Genomic DNA, 15072 nt, shown 5'->3' with positions numbered 1-15072 from the left:
CGTTGGAGGCGCAGCTGGCCGTTGAACACCCCGAAGCCCGGCATGCGGTGCGGGACGGGCGATCCCCTCTGCGCCGCTGAGGAGCGCAGCTTCAGGCGGATCAAGGGCCGCGCGTGTCTGAGCGCAGCGAGTTTGCGCGGACCCCGCCTGAAGCGAGCACCGCAAGGCAGCCCGAAGGGCCGGCGCAGTGGGGTCGTTCGGCCCGTACCGCGTGCCGGGCGCCCTTCCAGGGGGAACGCGTCCTTGATCGAAAGATGACCACAAGTCACGCCGCAGCCCTCTGCCCAAACCGCCGCCCCAAGCGATCGAATGCCAGGTAGATCACCGGCGTGGTGAACAGGGTCAGCACCTGGCTCACCACCAGCCCGCCGAAGATCGCCAACCCCAGCGGACGCCGCAGTTCGGCGCCCTCGCCCCAGCCCAGCATCAGCGGCAGCGCCGCGAACAGCGCCGCCAGCGTGGTCATCAGGATCGGGCGGAAGCGCAGCAGCGCCGCCTGGTGGATGGCCTCGAGCGGCCCCTTGCCCTGGTTGCGCTCGGCGTCGATCGCGAAGTCGATCATCATGATCGCGTTCTTCTTCACGATGCCGATCAACAGGATGATGCCGATGATGCCGATCACCCCGAGGTCGTTGCCGGTCAGCATCAGCGCCAGCAGCGCGCCGACGCCGGCCGAGGGCAGCGTCGACAGGATCGTCAGCGGGTGGATATAGCTCTCGTACAGCACGCCCAGCACGATGTAGACGCAGACCACCGCCGCCAGGATCAGCCACAGCTGGTTGGTCAGCGACTTTTCGTACGCGCCGGCGGCGCCGAGGAACTTCAGGCTCACGCTCGCCGGCAGCGCGATCTCCTTGGCCGCGGCACGGATCGCCACCACCGACTTGCCGAGCGCCACGTTCGGCGGCGTGTCGAAGCCGACGGTCGCGGCCGGGTACTGGGCCACGCGCGTGACCTGCAGCGGCGCGAACTGTTCGCGCACCGTGGCCAGCGAAGACAGGGGCGTCGCCGTGCCGGCGCCTGTGCGCAGCTGCAGGTTGCCCAGCCCTTCCGGCGAGGCCAGCGACTCGCGCTGGGCCTCGAGGATCACGCGGTACTGGTTGGTCTCGGTGAAGATGGTCGAGACGATGCGCTGGCCGAAGGCGCTGTAGAGCGCATCGTCCACCGAGCTCGCGGTGACCGACAGCCGCGACGCGGTGTTGCGGTCGATGTCCACGTAGGCCGACAGGCCCTTGGCGCCGGCATCGGTCGTGGGATTGCGCACCTGCGGCACGCTGCGCAGCCGCTCGACCAGCTTCAGCGCCCACTCGTTCACCGTGGTGGTGTCGGCGCCTTCGAGCGAGACCCGGAACTCGGTCGGGCCGGTCTCGGCGTCGATGGTCAGGTCCTGGGTCGGCTGCAGGTAGAGCGACACGCCGGCGACGCCGTCGCGCACGCGGTCGCGCAGCCGCTGCATCACCACGGCCTGGTCGCCGTGGCCGCCGCGCAGGTTGATCAGCATGCTGCCGGTGTTGAGCGCCATGTTGTTGGCCGCGTCGACGCCGACCACCGAACTCAGGCTCTGCACGTCGGGATCGGCCAGGATCAGATTGGCCGCCGACTGCTGCAGCTCGGCCATCCGCACATAGGACACCTCCTGCGAGGCCTGGACGCGGGCCTTGAGCTGCCCGGTGTCCTGGGTCGGGAACAGGCCCTTGGGAATCACGACGTAGAGCAGCACGGTGAGCGCGAGGGTGAGCACGGCCACCACCAGCGTCAGCGGCTGGTGGCGAAACACCCATTGCAGCCAGATGTCGTAGCGCGCGATCACGCGATCGAAGAAGCGCTGCACGGCGGCGCCGAAGCGGCCGCCCTCCTCGGCCTGCGGCCGCAGCCAGCGCGCCGACATCATCGGCACCAGGGTCAGCGAGACCACGGCCGAGATCAGGATCGTGATCGCCAGCGTCACCGCGAATTCGCGGAACAGGCGCCCCACCACATCGCCCATGAACAGCAGCGGGATCAGCACCGCGATCAGCGACACCGTCAGCGAAATGATCGTGAAGCCGATCTGTGTCGCCCCCTTGAGCGCGGCCTGGAACGGCGGCTCGCCCTTCTCGAGGTAGCGCGCGATGTTCTCGATCATCACGATCGCGTCGTCGACCACGAAGCCGGTCGCGATGGTCAGCGCCATCAGGCTCAGGTTGTTGAGGCTGTAGCCCAGCAGGTACATCAGGCCGCAGGTGCCGATCAGCGAGATCGGCACCGCGACGCTGGCGATCACGGTCGCGCGCACGCTGTGCAGGAAGAAGAAGATCACCAGCACCACCATCACCACCGCCAGCGCCAGCTCGAGCTGCACGTGGTTGACCGAGGCGCGGATGCCGGTGGTGCGGTCGCTCAGCACCTCCACCTTCAGCGCGCCGGGCAGCGAGGCCTCCAGCTCGGGCAGCAGCTTCTTGATGCCATCGACCGTGCCGATCACGTTGGCGCCGGGCTGGCGCTGCACGTTGAGGATGATCGCGGGATAGAGCTTGCCGTCCTGCTCACCCTGCTTCGCATTCGCGCCGGCCCAGGCCCCGAGCTGGGTGTTCTCGGCGCCGTCGATGACGCGCGCGACATCGCTCATGCGCACCGGCGCGCCGTTCTTCCAGGCGACGATCAGGTTCTTGTAGTCGGCCGCGGCCACCAGCTGGTCGTTGGCGTTGATCGTGTAGGCCCGCTTCGGGCCGTCGAAGCCGCCCTTGGCGCTGTTGGCGTTGGCCGCCGCGATCGCGGTGCGCAGGGTGTCCAGGCCGATGCCGACCGCGGCCAGCGCGTTGGTGTTGGCCTGGATCCGCACCGCCGGACGCTGCCCGCCCGACAGCGACACCAGGCCGACCCCGCCGACCTGGCTGATCTTCTGCGCCAGCCGGGTGTTCACGAGGTTCTGCACCTCGGTCAGCGGCATGGTCTCGGAGCTCACGGCCAGGGTCAGGATCGGGGCATCGGCCGGGTTGACCTTGGCATACACCGGCGGCGCCGGCAGGTCGGCCGGCAGCAGCGAGCCGCCGGCGTTGATCGCCGCCTGCACCTGCTGCTCGGCGACGTCGAGGGTCTGGTCGAGCGCGAACTGCAGCGTGACGATCGAGACGCCGGTGGCGCTGGTCGAGCTCATGCGGTCGAGCCCGGCCATCTGGCCGAACTGGCGCTCCAGCGGCGCGGTCACGGTGCGGCTCATGACTTCGGGGCTGGCGCCCGGATAGAGCGTCTGCACCTGGATCGTCGGGTAGTCGACCTGCGGCAGGGCCGCCAGCGGCAGGAAGCGGAAACCGACCAGGCCCGCGAGCACGATCGCGAGCATGAGCAGCGCGGTCGCGACCGGCCGCTCGATGAAGGGACGCGAGGGACTCACCGCCGCTCCCTACTGCGCAGGCCGCTGCCGCCGGCCCTCGCCGTTCGGACCGCCGGGTGTGCGCGGCCCGCGCGGGCCGGAGGCCCCCGGGCGCGGCGCCATCGCCGGCTTGTCGCCCTGCAGCTGCACGCGGGCGCCATCCTTCAGGCGGTCGCCGCCTTCGGTCACCACGTCCTCGCCGGCCTTCACGCCGTCGAGGATCGCCACCACGTCGACCGTGGCCTCGCCGCGCTTCACCGGCCGCACCGACACCGTGCGGTCCTCGTTGACCACGTAGACGAAATTGCCGTTGGGCCCGATGCGCACCGCGGTCACCGGGACCACGATCGCGTTCACGGTGCGCAGCACCATCTGCACGTTGACGAACTGGTTCGGGAACAGCGGCGTGCCGGTGTTGGAGAAGCGCGCCTTGGCCCGCACCGTGCCGGTGCTGGTGTCGACCACGTTGTCCAGGGTCGAGAAGGTGCCGGTGTCCAGCACCGCGCTGCGCACCCGGTCCAGCGCCTTGACCGGCAGCGCCTCGCCCTTGGCCAGCTGGGCCTGGATGTCGGGCACGCGGTCCTGCGGCACCGCGAACTGGACGTCGATCGGGTTCATCTGGGTGATCACCGCGATGCCGGTGGTGGCGTTGGCCGTGACCGTGTTGCCCGGGTCGACCGTGCGCAGCCCGATGCGCCCGGCCACCGGCGCCGTGACCCGGGTGTAGTCGAGGTTGAGCTTGGCGGCGGCCTCGGCCGCTCGGTCGGTGGTCACGGTGCCTTCGAGCTGCTTGACCAGCGCGGCCTGGGTGTCGACGTCCTGGCGCGCGATCGAGTCCTGGCCCAGCAGCGTGCGGTAGCGCGACAGGGTGACGCGCGCCGCCTCGAGCTGCGCCTCGTCGCGCACCCGGTTGCCCTGGGCCTGCATCAGGGCCTGCTCGTAGGGACGCGGGTCGATGCGGGCCAGCAACTGGCCCTTGCTGACGGTCTGGCCTTCGGTATAGAGCACCTCGGTCAGCACGCCGCCGACCTGCGGCTTGAGCGTAATGGTCGCCAGCGGCGTCACGGTGCCCAGGGCATCGATCAGGATCGGCATTTCCACGCGCTTCGCGGTGGCGTGGCCGACGGTCGAGCTGGCGCCGCCGAAATTGGGGCGCCCGCCCGCCGGTTCGCCCGAGCGCTTGATCAGGTACCAGGCGCCGCCGGCCAGCGCCGCCACCAGGCCCAGCGCCAGCAGGCTGCCGAGCCAGCGCCGCCGTCGGGAAGGCACGGGACGGGATGCGTGGAGGTCTTCGGTGGCGGGCTCGGGAAGGGGGGACGACATCGGTGAAGAGAGCTTGAGGGTGGCAGCCCGTAGTGGAGCGCCGAATCGTAGCGCCCAGCCCTTACGAACCGTAAAGCCTCGGTAAAGCCGCCGTGGACGTCTGCGTCCGGCGATCACGGAATGCAACTGGCGCCGCCCAGGCACGGTTCGTCGCATGACCGTGGCGGGCCCGACGGGCGATCGGCACAGTCCGCCCATCGCCTCAGGAGCCCGCCATGCAAATGTCACCGGTCATCGCCATCCACCTCGCCGCCGCCGCCTCCGCCCTGGCCCTCGGGCCGGTGGTGCTCTGGGCCCGCCGGAGCCGGACCCAGCGGCCGCGCCTGCACCGGGCGCTGGGCTACGCCTGGGTCACGCTGATCGTCATGGCCGCGCTGTCGGCGCTCTTCATCCGGGACTTCAGGCTGCCGAACATCGGCGGCTACACGCTGGTTCACCTGCTGGTGCCGGCCACCTTCTTCGGCCTCTCGCGCGCCTTCTGGAAGCTCGCCCGGGGCGACATCCGTGGTCACCGGATCGCGATGCAGGCCACCTACATCAGTGCCTGCATCGTGGCCGGTGCCTTCACGCTGCTGCCCAGCCGCTATCTCGGCCAACTGGTCTGGGGCCAGTGGCTGGGACTTGCCTGACCCCCTTCGCACACCTCCCCTGCCAACCTCTCCAGGAGCATCCCATGCTGACCCAAGTCTTCCTGCACACCCCGAAGTGGGTTTACATCCTGTTCGCCACCCTGCTGTGGCTCGGCGCCAGGCAATTGCTGGCCGGCAGCGTGAGCCTCGTCCGGGTGACGCTGGTGCCGGTCGTGATGACCGGCCTCGCGGTCATCGGCGTCGCCACGGCCTTCGGCGACTCGCCCCTGACCCTGCTGGCCTGGTGCGGTGCGGCGCTGGTGTCGCTGGGAGGGGTGCTCCAGCGCGGTGTGCCGGCCAGCACGCGTTACCACGCGGCCTCGCGCAGCTTTCAGGTCGCCGGCAGCGCGGTGCCGCTGGTGCTGATGATGGGCATCTTCTTCACCAAGTACACGGTCGGCGTGCTGCTCGCGATGCACCCCGACCTGGCACACCAACCCGGCTTCGCCTTCGGTATCAGTACGCTGTACGGCATGTTCACGGGTGTCTTCACGGGTCGCGCGGTGCGCCTGTGGAAGCTGGCGATCGGTGCCGACCGCGCCACCGCGCTCTCGCAAGGCGCGCAGGCCTGATAGGGTCGACCCGATTCGCCCGACCCTGCTGATTCGCAACAATTCCACCTGATCCCGGAAGACCCACCATGAAGAACGCCTCCCGTCCCGATGCCGTCGAACGCCTGGCCCGCCGGCGCGCTGCCGCCAAGCTGGGCTGGTACCTTCACGCGGCCATCTACCTGCTGGTCAATCTGCTGCTGCTCGGGCTGGCCGCCTCCCAGGGCCGGCACTGGGCGATCTTCCCGCTGCTCGGCTGGGGCCTGGGCCTCGCGATCCATGGCGCCGTCGTGTTCCTCGTCGCGCCGGGCGGCAATCTCTATGAGCGACTGCTGGCGCGCGAGCGCAGGGCGCTCGGTGCCGGAGACCCCTGGTGATCGCCTCCTTCCAACGCAATTTCACGCGCGAGAGCGTTCGGGACGTGCTGCGGCACGGCCTGAACACCGCGCTTTTCTGCTGCGTGATCGCGGTCGCGCTGGGCGCGTCCGGACGTGGCGGATGGACGTCCCAGTTCGTCTACTCGCTATCCATCGGCATGATCAGCTGGCTCATCATCGACATCGGCCGGCTGATGCTCAGCACGGACCCCGACAGGCCCTGGCCGGCTGGCGCCAGGGGCATCCTGCTGGTGGCCGCCGGCACCGTTGGCGGCTTCCTCGGGGGCAATGCCATCGGCGACGCCTGGACCGGTGCCCCGCTGCTCGAGTTCCGGAGTTTCGCGCCCCACAAGCTCGCCTCCACCCTGATCATCACCGCGCTGGCCTGCGTCGCGATCTGCTACTACTACTACACCCGCGGCAAGAGCAAATACCTCGAGGGCGCCATCGCGCTGGCGCAGCGCGACGCCGCCGATGCCCGCCTCAAGCTGCTCGAAACGCAACTCGAGCCGCACATGCTGTTCAACACGCTGGCCAATCTCCGGGTGCTGATCACGACCGATCCGGTGCGTGCCGTCGCGATGCTCGACCGCCTGAACTCCTATCTGCGCGTCACCCTCAGCGGCTCGCGGGCGTTGCAGCATCCGCTCGCCGCCGAGTTCGACCGGCTCGCCGACTACCTCGGGCTGATGTCGGTGCGCATGGGCGACCGCCTGCGCTACACGCTCGATCTGCCCGACGAACTGCGCGATGTCCCGGTGCCGCCGCTGATGCTGCAGCCGCTGGTCGAGAACAGCATCCGCCACGGCCTCGAGCCTCAGGTGGAAGGCGGCGAGATCCGGGTGCAGGCGCGACGAAACGGCGCGCAGCTGCACATCGAGGTGCGCGACACCGGCGTCGGCATCAACGCCGCGGCCATGCCCTCCGAGGCCGGCGGGTTCGGCGTGGCCCAGGTCCGCGAGCGGCTTGCCACGGTCTACGGCGCCGAAGGCACCCTGACGATGACCAACCCCGCAACCGGTGGCATCTGCGTCACCCTCACCCTGCCCCTGGCGCCCCCATGAACCCGACCGCCCTGATCGCCGAAGACGAACCCCTGCTGGCCCAGGCCCTGCGCGCCGAACTCGCCGCGGCCTGGCCCGACCTGGAACTGGTCGCCAGCGTCGCCGACGGACGCAGCGCCGTGCGCGAGGCGCTGGCGCGGCTGCCCCAGGTGCTGTTCCTCGATATCCGCATGCCCGGGCTCGACGGGCTGGGCGTGGCCGCCGAACTCGCCGATGCCTGGCCGGCCGACGAGGCGCCGATGCCCCAGTTGGTCTTCGTGACCGCCTACGACGAATACGCCGCCCGGGCCTTCGACGCCCAGGCCATCGACTACGTGCTCAAACCGGTACAGCCCGAGCGCCTGCGGCGCACCGTGGCCCGCCTGCGGCAGGCGCTCGACGCCCGGGAGCCCGCCACCGCGACGCCCGAGGAGGCGCTCGCCAGCACCCTGGCCCAGTGGCAGAAGGCGCTCGCCGCCGCCGGTGCGCCAAACCCCGGCACCGCCGCCGCGCCGCTCAGGTTCATTGCCGCGAGCGAGGCCGGCGGCGCCACGGTGCGCATGGTCCCGATCGACGAGGTGCAGTACTTCGAAGCGGCCGACAAGTACGTGCGCGTGCTGACCGCCACCCACGAGTACCTGATCCGCACGCCGCTCAAGCAGTTGCTGCCGCAGATCGACGCCAGCATCTTCTGGCAGGTGCACCGGGCCGTGGTCGTGCGCAGCAGCGCCATCGAGGCGGTTCACCGCGACGAGGCCGGCAAGCAGCACCTGAGCCTGCGCGGCCGCGCCGACAGGATTCCGGTCAGCCGGCTCTACGCCCACCTTTTCCGCGCCATGTAAGGGCCCCCAAGGGGGCCCGGCCAGGCACAAAAAAACCGGCCCGTTCGACGGGGCCGGCTTTTTCGATGTGACAGCAGGCAATCGGGGGGTGTCTGTCGCTCAGCGGTAGTAGCCATGGCCATGGCCATGGCCGTGGCCGTGGCCGCGATGGCCGTAATAGCCTGGAGCGGGCCGGTAGTAGACCGGCGGCGGCGCGTAGTACACGGGCGCCGGACGGTAATACACCCGGGGCGCCGGGCGGTAGTAGACCGGCGGCGGCGCGTAGTAGGCAGCCGGCGGCGGGTAGTAGACCGGTGCCGGGGCGTAGTAAGGCTGCGGCGTCGCCACGCCGATTGCCACGCCGGGCACGTTGACGCCGACCGACCAGCCGACAGCCGCACTGGCCGAAGCGGTCGCGAACAGCGCGCCCGCGGCAACGACGCCGGCGGCGGCCCATTTGAAGAAAGTGGTGCGGGTGACGCTCATCATGAAACTCCTGTTGGGGCGGGTGTGGGCCGCCCATGTCTGTATTGAACGCGTGAGGTGTGAACCCCGTGTACGCCGCTCTGTGAAGAAGGTTGCCAAAGGTAACGAGCCCTCGGGGGCCCACCTAGAATGAGCGGATGACTTCCCCTGCAGACAACGACAGCACCAAGCCGAGCAATTTCCTGCGCCACGTGATCGAAAGCGACCTCGAACAGGGCAATTATTCCACTCGCAAATGGGGCGGCTCCCCAGGGGACGCCGCCCATCACGCCCAGGGCATGCAGGACCCGGCCAAGGTCCGCATGCGCTTCCCGCCCGAACCCAACGGCTACCTGCACATCGGCCACGCCAAGAGCATCTGGCTCAACTTCGAGCTGGCCAGGGAATACGGCGGCGTCTGCCACCTGCGCTTCGACGACACCAACCCCGAGAAGGAAGAGCAGGAATACGTCGACGCGATCCGCGATGCCGTGCAATGGCTGGGTTACGACACCGTGCTGGCCGACAACCCTGCCAAGCCGGGCGAGACCGACGCGCATGAGTACTTTGCGAGTAACTACTTCGACTTCATGTACCGGGCGGCCGAGTACCTGATCGGTGCCGGCCTGGCCTACGTCGACGAGCAGAGCGCCGAGCAGATCCGCGCCACCCGCGGCGACTTCAACACGCCCGGCACCGACAGCCCGTTCCGCGGCCGCACGCCGGACGAGAACCTCGCGCGCTTCCGCGCCATGCGCGACGGCGCGCTCGAGGACGGCGCCGCGGTGCTGCGGGCCCGCATCGACATGGCGAGCCCCAACATCAACATGCGCGATCCGGCGCTCTACCGCATCCGCCGCGCGACCCACCACAACACCGGCGACACCTGGTGCATCTACCCGATGTACACCTTCGCGCATCCGATCGAGGACGCGCTGGAGCAGATCACGCACAGCTTCTGCACGCTCGAGTTCGAAGACCAGCGGCCGTTCTACGACTGGCTGCTCGACCGCCTGGCCGAAGGCGGCCTGATCGCCACGCCGCATCCGCGCCAGTACGAGTTCGCCCGCCTCAACGTCACGCACGTGATCACCAGCAAGCGCCGCCTGCGCCAGCTGGTCGAGGAAGGCCACGTCGACGGCTGGGACGACCCCCGCATGCCGACCCTCGCGGGCCTGCGCCGCCGCGGCTACACGCCCGACGCGCTGAAGCTCTTCTGCGAACGCTCGGGCGTGACCAAGTCCGGCGGCTGGATCGACTACGCCAGCCTCGAGGCGGCGCTGCGCGACACGCTCGACCCGATCGCGCCGCGCGCGATGGCGGTGCTCGACCCGGTGAAGCTCGTCATCACGAACTGGGACGAACTGATGGGCGCCGGCTTCCTCGACGACTGCTCGGCGCCGGTGCACCCGCACCATCCGGAAAGGGGCCAGCGCACGTTCAAGATCGGCCGCGAGGTCTGGATCGAGCGCACCGACTACGAGGACGTGCAGCCCAAGGGCTTCTTCCGCCTGTTCCCCGGCAACAGGGTGCGCCTGAAGTACGGTCACACGATCGAGTGCACCGGCGGCACGCGCGATGCCGGCGGCAGGCTGCAGGAAGTCCAGGCCAGGCTGGTGCCCGACACCAAGAGCGGCACGCCGGGGGCCGATGCGATCAAGGTCAAGGGCAACATCACCTGGGTGGCGGCTGCCGATGCGCTGCCGGCCGAGGTGCGCCTGTACGAGCGGCTGTTCGCGGCCGCGCAGCCGGGCAGCGGCGAGCTGCAGGACGAGCTGAATCGCGACAGCCTCCTGCGTTGCCAGGCCTTCGTGGAACCTTCGCTGGCCAGCGCGGCGCCAGGCGGCGCGGGCTTCCAGTTCGAACGCCACGGGTACTTCGTGGTGGATGCGAACGCGGCGGCCTCCGGCCAGCGCGTGTTCAATCGCGCCGCCGGGATGCGCGACAGCTGGGGCAAGTGACGGCGCCATGCATCGCCGCTCTCTCCTTCTCGCAACGATGAGTGTGCTGGCGCTGCCGGCGGCACAGGTCGAGGCCGCGCCGTCGGCTGCCAAGGCACCCGAGGTCTGGCCGCACGGCGCCCAGGTGCCCGGCGGCGTGGCGCGCCTCTCGCTCGGCCCCTCCGCCGCGCGACCGGCGGCGCGCACCGAGGGCGATGTGCCCTTGCTCGTGCTCGGCGACGCGATCGAGTGGACCGCGCTGGTCGGCATTCCGCTGGCGGCGGCGCCCGGCACCTCGCGCATCACGGTGCGCGCGCAGGACGGCGCCGAACGGCAGATGGCCTACACGGTCGCACCCAAGCGATACAGCGAGCAGCGCCTCAAGGTGGCGCCGGGCACCGTCGACCTGTCGCCCACGGACCAGGCCCGCTACGAGCGCGAGCGGGCCCACCAGGCCACGGTGATGGCCACCTTCACCGAGCCGCGGCTGCAGGACCTGCAGATGCGCGTGCCGGTCCCGGGCCGCCGCTCCAGCTCCTTCGGCCTGCGCCGCGTCTTCAACGGCCAGTCGCGCAATCCGCACAGCGGCATGGACATCGCGGCCGCCACCGGCACGCCCGTGCTGGCGCCGTTGCCGGGACGCGTCATCGACACCGGCGACTACTTCTTCAACGGCGGCACCGTCTGGCTCGACCATGGCGGCGGCCTGCTCACGATGTACTGCCATCTGAGCCGCATCGACGTGAAGGCCGGCGATGTGCTGCCGACCGGCGAGCCGCTGGCCGCCGTGGGCGCCACCGGCCGCGTCACCGGGCCGCACCTGCACTGGGGCGTGATGCTGAACCGCACGATGGTGGACCCGGCGCTGTTCATCGCGGCCTGAGGCCTATAGGGGCCGGGTCAGGTACACCGCCTCGCGCCCGACGATCACCCGCTGCGCCGGCATGAAGACCGTGCAGTCGTCGCAGGGCGCGCGGATCTCGTCCGGGCCCTGGGTGGCGATCAGCTCGCCCTTGGCGAAGGTCTCGAAGCCGATCAGCGGCCGGACGAAGCGGAAGTCCTCGGACTGGATCATGTGCGTCTGCAGCAGCTCGAAACGGCGCTGCGGCTCGACCGCAGGCGGCACCCCTTCCCTGTCGATCAACCCGAAGTGCGCCAGGAAGCGCAGCGTGACCTCGGTCGCGAGGTCGGCCGCGGCCTGCCTGAAGTGCTGGCCGCACTCGACCACCATCGCGGCGCCCGGCGCATCCGCGCCAGCGTGCAGGCCGTGCTGGATCAGCGGCGTGCCCGAGCCCAGGCCGCTCGGCATGACCAGGTGCACCGGCGGCAGGCCGATCGCCGTCGCCACCGTGGCGTTACGATCGAAATCGGGATAGACCCAGAACGGCACCACGTCCTGGCTGGTCGAATGGATGTCGAGGATGTGGTCCGCCGCGCCCACCACCGGCCGCAGTTCGCGCGCGCGGCGCAGTTCGGGGCTGTCCTCGGGACCGTCCAGCCATTCGTCGGACCAGACGCGGTTGAGGTTGTGGACGATCTGCCGGTTGTCGAAGGGCTTCTCGGCATCGAAGGCGTTGTAGGCCTCGACGTGCGCAAAGCTCACGGTCAGCGTGCCGACCTTGGGCCGCACGCCGCTGTCCAGCAGATGCGTGGCGGCCACCATGCCGCAGATCTCGTTGCCGTGGGTCAGCGCGTTGATGAGCACGTGCGGGCCCGGCTTGCCGGACTCGAAGCGGTGCACGTAGTCGACGCCTGTGTTGCCTTGGCGATAGGCGGAGATATCGCGCGGGAGGACTTCGAGATCGGCGTGGCGCTGGGTCATGGGTCTTGTGTCTCTGGACGGGCGTGAAACGGGAAAGCAGCAGTTTGCTACATCCGCGCGAACCTAGTGTCCACTGCCCAGGTACGCCGCCTTCACCCCCGGATCGTTGCGCAGCTTCTCGGCCGGCCCGTGCAGCGAGATGCGGCCGTTCTCCAGCACGTAGCCGTAGTCGGCCACGCCGAGCGCGGCGGCGGCGAACTGCTCGACCAGCAGCATGGTCGCGCCCTGCTGCTTGAGCCGCTCGATGATTCGGAAGACCTCGGCGACCAGGATTGGCGCCAGCCCCATCGAAGGCTCGTCGAGCAGCACCACTTCGGGGTTCAGCATGACGGCGCGGGCCATCGCGAGCATCTGCTGCTCGCCGCCCGACAGGGTGCCGGCCAGCTGGGTGCGGCGCTCCTTCAGGCGCGGAAACAACTCCAGTGCCCGCTCGAGGTCGCCCGCGACGTCGCCGCGCGGCCGGCTCCCCGTGAGGCGCGGGAAGGCGCCGAGCGTCAGGTTGTCGGTCACGGTCATGGTCGCGAACACGCGCCGGCCCTCGGGCGAATGCGCGAGCCCGAGCTTGGCGATGTGATACGACTCGAGTCCGTCGATGCGCTTGCCGTTGAGCGTGATCTCGCCGGCCGTCGGCTGGATCATTCCCGACACCGCGCGCATCGTGGTGGTCTTGCCGGCGCCGTTGGAGCCGATCAGGGTCACGATCTTGCCCTTGGGCACCTCGATCGAGACGCCGTGCAGCACCTGCACCTTGCCGTAGCCGGCCGATAGATTCTGGATGGTCAGCATGATGGTTTCCTCAGGCGGGCTGCAGGCTGGCTTCCTGGCCGCCGAGATAGGCCTCGATCACCTTCTCGTCCGACTGCACCGCAGCCGGCTCGCCCTCGGCGATCTTCTGGCCGAAGTCGAGCACCGACACCGTGTCGCACATGCTCATCACGACGTCCATGTGGTGCTCGATCAGGATCACGGTCACGCCGTGCTCGCGGATCTTGCGGATGATCGCGATCAGCTCCTTGATGTCCGGCGCCGTGAGGCCGGCCGCGGGCTCGTCGAGCAGCAGCAGCTGCGGGTCGAGTGCCAGTGCGCGCGCGATCTCGAGCAGGCGCTGCTTGCCGTACGGCAGGTTGCGCGCCTCCTCGCCCGCGAACGCCTCCAGCCCGACGAACTTCAGCAGGCCCAGCGCACGGCTGGCCGCGGCCGCGCTCTCGCGCCTGTAGCGCGGCGTGTGCAGCGCGACGTCGAGCAGGTTGCTGCGGAAGGTGTGGTGCAGGCCGACCTGCACGTTCTGCTGCGCCGTCATCTCGCCGAACAGCTGCACGTTCTGGAAGGTGCGCGCGATGCCCGACAGCGCGATGTCCGCCGAGGTCCGCCCGACCAGCGAACGGCCGCCGAAGCTGATGGCGCCGGCGGTCGGCACGTAGATGCCGGTCAGCACGTTCATCATGGTGCTCTTGCCGGAGCCGTTGGGGCCGATCAGGCCATGGATGGTGCCGCGCCTGACCGTGAGATCGACGTTGTTGAGCGCCTTGAGGCCGCCGAACTGCATCAGCACGCCCGCGGCCTGCAGCACCTCGGGCTGGCCGCCGGCCATCGCCGCGACCGACACCGCGTCGCCCGGCGCCATGCCCGCGACCGGCTCCACCTGCGGCTTCTGCCGCCGCAGGTTCAGCGCGTTGCGCATGAAGCCGACGATGCCGTCCTGCAGGTAATAGACGACGAACAGCATGATCACGCCGAAGATCGAGAGCCGCCAGTCGGTCATGGTCTGGAGCCAGAACGCGAGGCCCGCGAGCGCGATGCTGCCGACCACGGGAATAGCCATCTGCTTCGGCGTCACGCGCTTTTTCTGCACGCCCACCACGGCCACGATCATCACCAGCACCGCCAGGGCCACCGACACGTAGCGGAACAGCTCAACGTCGTCGAGCAGCTTGGGCAGCAGCACGATGATGGTGGCGCCCAGCATCGCGCCGATGCGGCTCTTGCGCCCGCCCATGATCACCGCCAACAGGAACAGCACCGTGAGCTCGAAGTTGTAGGTGTTGGGCGAGATGTACTGCTCCGAGTACGCATACAGGCTGCCCGCCAGACCGGCGAAGCCGGCGCTGATCACGAAGGCGTAGACCTTGTAGCGGTACACCGACACGCCCATGCAGTCGGAGGCGACGGGGCTGCCGCGCAGCGCCTCGAAGGCGCGCCCCAGGTGCGAGCGCAGGATGCGGTGCACCACGATCAGCGACAGCACCAGCATCACCACCACCAGCCAGTAGAACTCGCGCTCGTCGAGCTTGTGGCCGAACAGCGGCGGCTTCGTGAGCTTGATGCCCATCGGCCCTTCGGTCAGGAAGCTCATCTCGTTGATGAGGATCTGGATGATGGTGCCGAAGGCCAGCGTCACCATCGCGAGATAGGGCCCGGTGACGCGCAGCGCCGGCAGCGCCAGCAGCGCGCCGAACAGCGCCGTGACGCCGATCGAGGCGATCAGCGACACCAGCAGCGGCGCGCCGAGCTTGTAGACCAGCACGCCCGCGGTGTAGGCGCCGAGGCCGAACAGGCCCGCATGGCCGAGCGAGACCTGGCCCGTGTAGCCCACCACGATGTCGAGCCCGAACAGCAGGATCGCGTAGATCATGATGGTCTCGAGCAGGTGGATGTAGTACGGGTTGTCGATCGCGACCGGGAACAGCATGAGCGCGGCGAAGCCGGCGATCGCCAGAAGGAAACGGGTGATTTTCGAATTCATGTGCGG

The 15072-nt window shown here is 69.5% G+C and carries 13 protein-coding genes; 7 read left to right on the top strand and 6 right to left on the bottom strand.

What is annotated here, in order from left to right:
* Window positions 1–265: 265 nt before the first annotated feature.
* Together AC1DYK_RS08865 and AC1DYK_RS08860 are read right to left on the bottom strand one after the other, a co-directional pair.
* Window positions 266–3373 carry an efflux RND transporter permease subunit gene (locus AC1DYK_RS08865; protein ID WP_478165929.1) on the bottom strand — a complete coding sequence of 1036 codons (3108 nt, stop codon included), beginning with the start codon at window positions 3371–3373 and terminating at the stop codon, window positions 266–268.
* 9 nt (window positions 3374–3382) lie between these two features.
* Entirely contained in the window at window positions 3383–4675 is a 1293-nt protein-coding gene (locus tag AC1DYK_RS08860; protein ID WP_478165928.1) for an efflux RND transporter periplasmic adaptor subunit, read from the bottom strand.
* Between the two features lie 215 nt (window positions 4676–4890).
* Here AC1DYK_RS08860 and AC1DYK_RS08855 point away from each other — a divergent pair, with 215 nt between their 5' ends.
* The 5 genes from AC1DYK_RS08855 to AC1DYK_RS08835 all read left to right on the top strand — a co-directional run bounded on the left by AC1DYK_RS08855 (window position 4891) and on the right by AC1DYK_RS08835 (window position 8117).
* Complete coding sequence (locus AC1DYK_RS08855) at window positions 4891–5304, top strand: DUF2306 domain-containing protein (RefSeq protein WP_478165927.1); 414 nt, start codon at window positions 4891–4893, stop codon at window positions 5302–5304.
* A gap of 44 nt (window positions 5305–5348) precedes the next feature.
* Window positions 5349–5876, top strand: coding sequence for a DUF6622 family protein (locus AC1DYK_RS08850; RefSeq protein WP_478165926.1), 528 nt, complete (start codon window positions 5349–5351; stop codon window positions 5874–5876).
* 68 nt (window positions 5877–5944) lie between these two features.
* Entirely contained in the window at window positions 5945–6232 is a 288-nt protein-coding gene (locus AC1DYK_RS08845) for a 2TM domain-containing protein (RefSeq protein WP_478165925.1), read from the top strand.
* The gene (locus AC1DYK_RS08840) at window positions 6229–7296 is read left to right on the top strand and encodes a sensor histidine kinase (RefSeq protein ID WP_478165924.1); all 1068 of its coding nucleotides are present in this window, start codon (window positions 6229–6231) and stop codon (window positions 7294–7296) included. Before AC1DYK_RS08845 ends, AC1DYK_RS08840 begins: the two co-directional genes overlap by 4 nt.
* Complete coding sequence (locus AC1DYK_RS08835) at window positions 7293–8117, top strand: LytR/AlgR family response regulator transcription factor (protein WP_478165923.1); 825 nt, start codon at window positions 7293–7295, stop codon at window positions 8115–8117. Before AC1DYK_RS08840 ends, AC1DYK_RS08835 begins: the two co-directional genes overlap by 4 nt.
* A 99-nt stretch (window positions 8118–8216) precedes the next feature.
* Here AC1DYK_RS08835 and AC1DYK_RS08830 read toward each other — a convergent pair whose 3' ends face one another.
* Window positions 8217–8582 carry a hypothetical protein gene (locus tag AC1DYK_RS08830; protein WP_478165922.1) on the bottom strand — a complete coding sequence of 122 codons (366 nt, stop codon included), beginning with the start codon at window positions 8580–8582 and terminating at the stop codon, window positions 8217–8219.
* 137 nt (window positions 8583–8719) lie between these two features.
* On the opposite strand from AC1DYK_RS08830, the gene AC1DYK_RS08825 reads away from it, so the two are divergent.
* Window positions 8720–10522, top strand: coding sequence for a glutamine--tRNA ligase/YqeY domain fusion protein (locus tag AC1DYK_RS08825; protein WP_478165921.1), 1803 nt, complete (start codon window positions 8720–8722; stop codon window positions 10520–10522).
* A gap of 7 nt (window positions 10523–10529) precedes the next feature.
* Window positions 10530–11384 carry a peptidoglycan DD-metalloendopeptidase family protein gene (locus AC1DYK_RS08820; RefSeq protein ID WP_478165920.1) on the top strand — a complete coding sequence of 285 codons (855 nt, stop codon included), beginning with the start codon at window positions 10530–10532 and terminating at the stop codon, window positions 11382–11384.
* Window positions 11385–11387: 3 nt separating this feature from the next.
* Here the strand turns inward: AC1DYK_RS08820 and AC1DYK_RS08815 are convergent, their stop codons facing one another.
* From AC1DYK_RS08815 to AC1DYK_RS08805, 3 genes are all read right to left on the bottom strand, one after another.
* Window positions 11388–12323, bottom strand: coding sequence for a M14 family metallopeptidase (locus tag AC1DYK_RS08815; protein WP_478165919.1), 936 nt, complete (start codon window positions 12321–12323; stop codon window positions 11388–11390).
* A gap of 63 nt (window positions 12324–12386) precedes the next feature.
* Window positions 12387–13109, bottom strand: coding sequence for an ABC transporter ATP-binding protein (locus AC1DYK_RS08810; RefSeq protein WP_478090862.1), 723 nt, complete (start codon window positions 13107–13109; stop codon window positions 12387–12389).
* 10 nt (window positions 13110–13119) lie between these two features.
* Entirely contained in the window at window positions 13120–15066 is a 1947-nt protein-coding gene (locus tag AC1DYK_RS08805) for a branched-chain amino acid ABC transporter ATP-binding protein/permease (protein WP_478165918.1), read from the bottom strand.
* Window positions 15067–15072: the final 6 nt, after the last annotated feature.

The organism is Variovorax sp. P2_H12 (genome assembly GCF_056403395.1).
The sequence above is the reverse complement of the archived record's forward strand: the minus strand, read 5'-3'. Positions and strand labels throughout refer to the sequence as shown.

Coding starts and splice junctions, on each gene's coding strand:
- AC1DYK_RS08855 (WP_478165927.1), top strand. CDS start 4,891: ATGCAAATGTCACCGGTCATCGCCATCCACCTCGCCGCCGCCGCCTCC.
- AC1DYK_RS08810 (WP_478090862.1), bottom strand. CDS start 13,109: ATGCTGACCATCCAGAATCTATCGGCCGGCTACGGCAAGGTGCAGGTG.
- AC1DYK_RS08850 (WP_478165926.1), top strand. CDS start 5,349: ATGCTGACCCAAGTCTTCCTGCACACCCCGAAGTGGGTTTACATCCTG.
- AC1DYK_RS08845 (WP_478165925.1), top strand. CDS start 5,945: ATGAAGAACGCCTCCCGTCCCGATGCCGTCGAACGCCTGGCCCGCCGG.
- AC1DYK_RS08815 (WP_478165919.1), bottom strand. CDS start 12,323: ATGACCCAGCGCCACGCCGATCTCGAAGTCCTCCCGCGCGATATCTCC.
- AC1DYK_RS08860 (WP_478165928.1), bottom strand. CDS start 4,675: ATGTCGTCCCCCCTTCCCGAGCCCGCCACCGAAGACCTCCACGCATCC.
- AC1DYK_RS08820 (WP_478165920.1), top strand. CDS start 10,530: ATGCATCGCCGCTCTCTCCTTCTCGCAACGATGAGTGTGCTGGCGCTG.
- AC1DYK_RS08835 (WP_478165923.1), top strand. CDS start 7,293: ATGAACCCGACCGCCCTGATCGCCGAAGACGAACCCCTGCTGGCCCAG.
- AC1DYK_RS08825 (WP_478165921.1), top strand. CDS start 8,720: ATGACTTCCCCTGCAGACAACGACAGCACCAAGCCGAGCAATTTCCTG.
- AC1DYK_RS08830 (WP_478165922.1), bottom strand. CDS start 8,582: ATGAGCGTCACCCGCACCACTTTCTTCAAATGGGCCGCCGCCGGCGTC.
- AC1DYK_RS08805 (WP_478165918.1), bottom strand. CDS start 15,066: ATGAATTCGAAAATCACCCGTTTCCTTCTGGCGATCGCCGGCTTCGCC.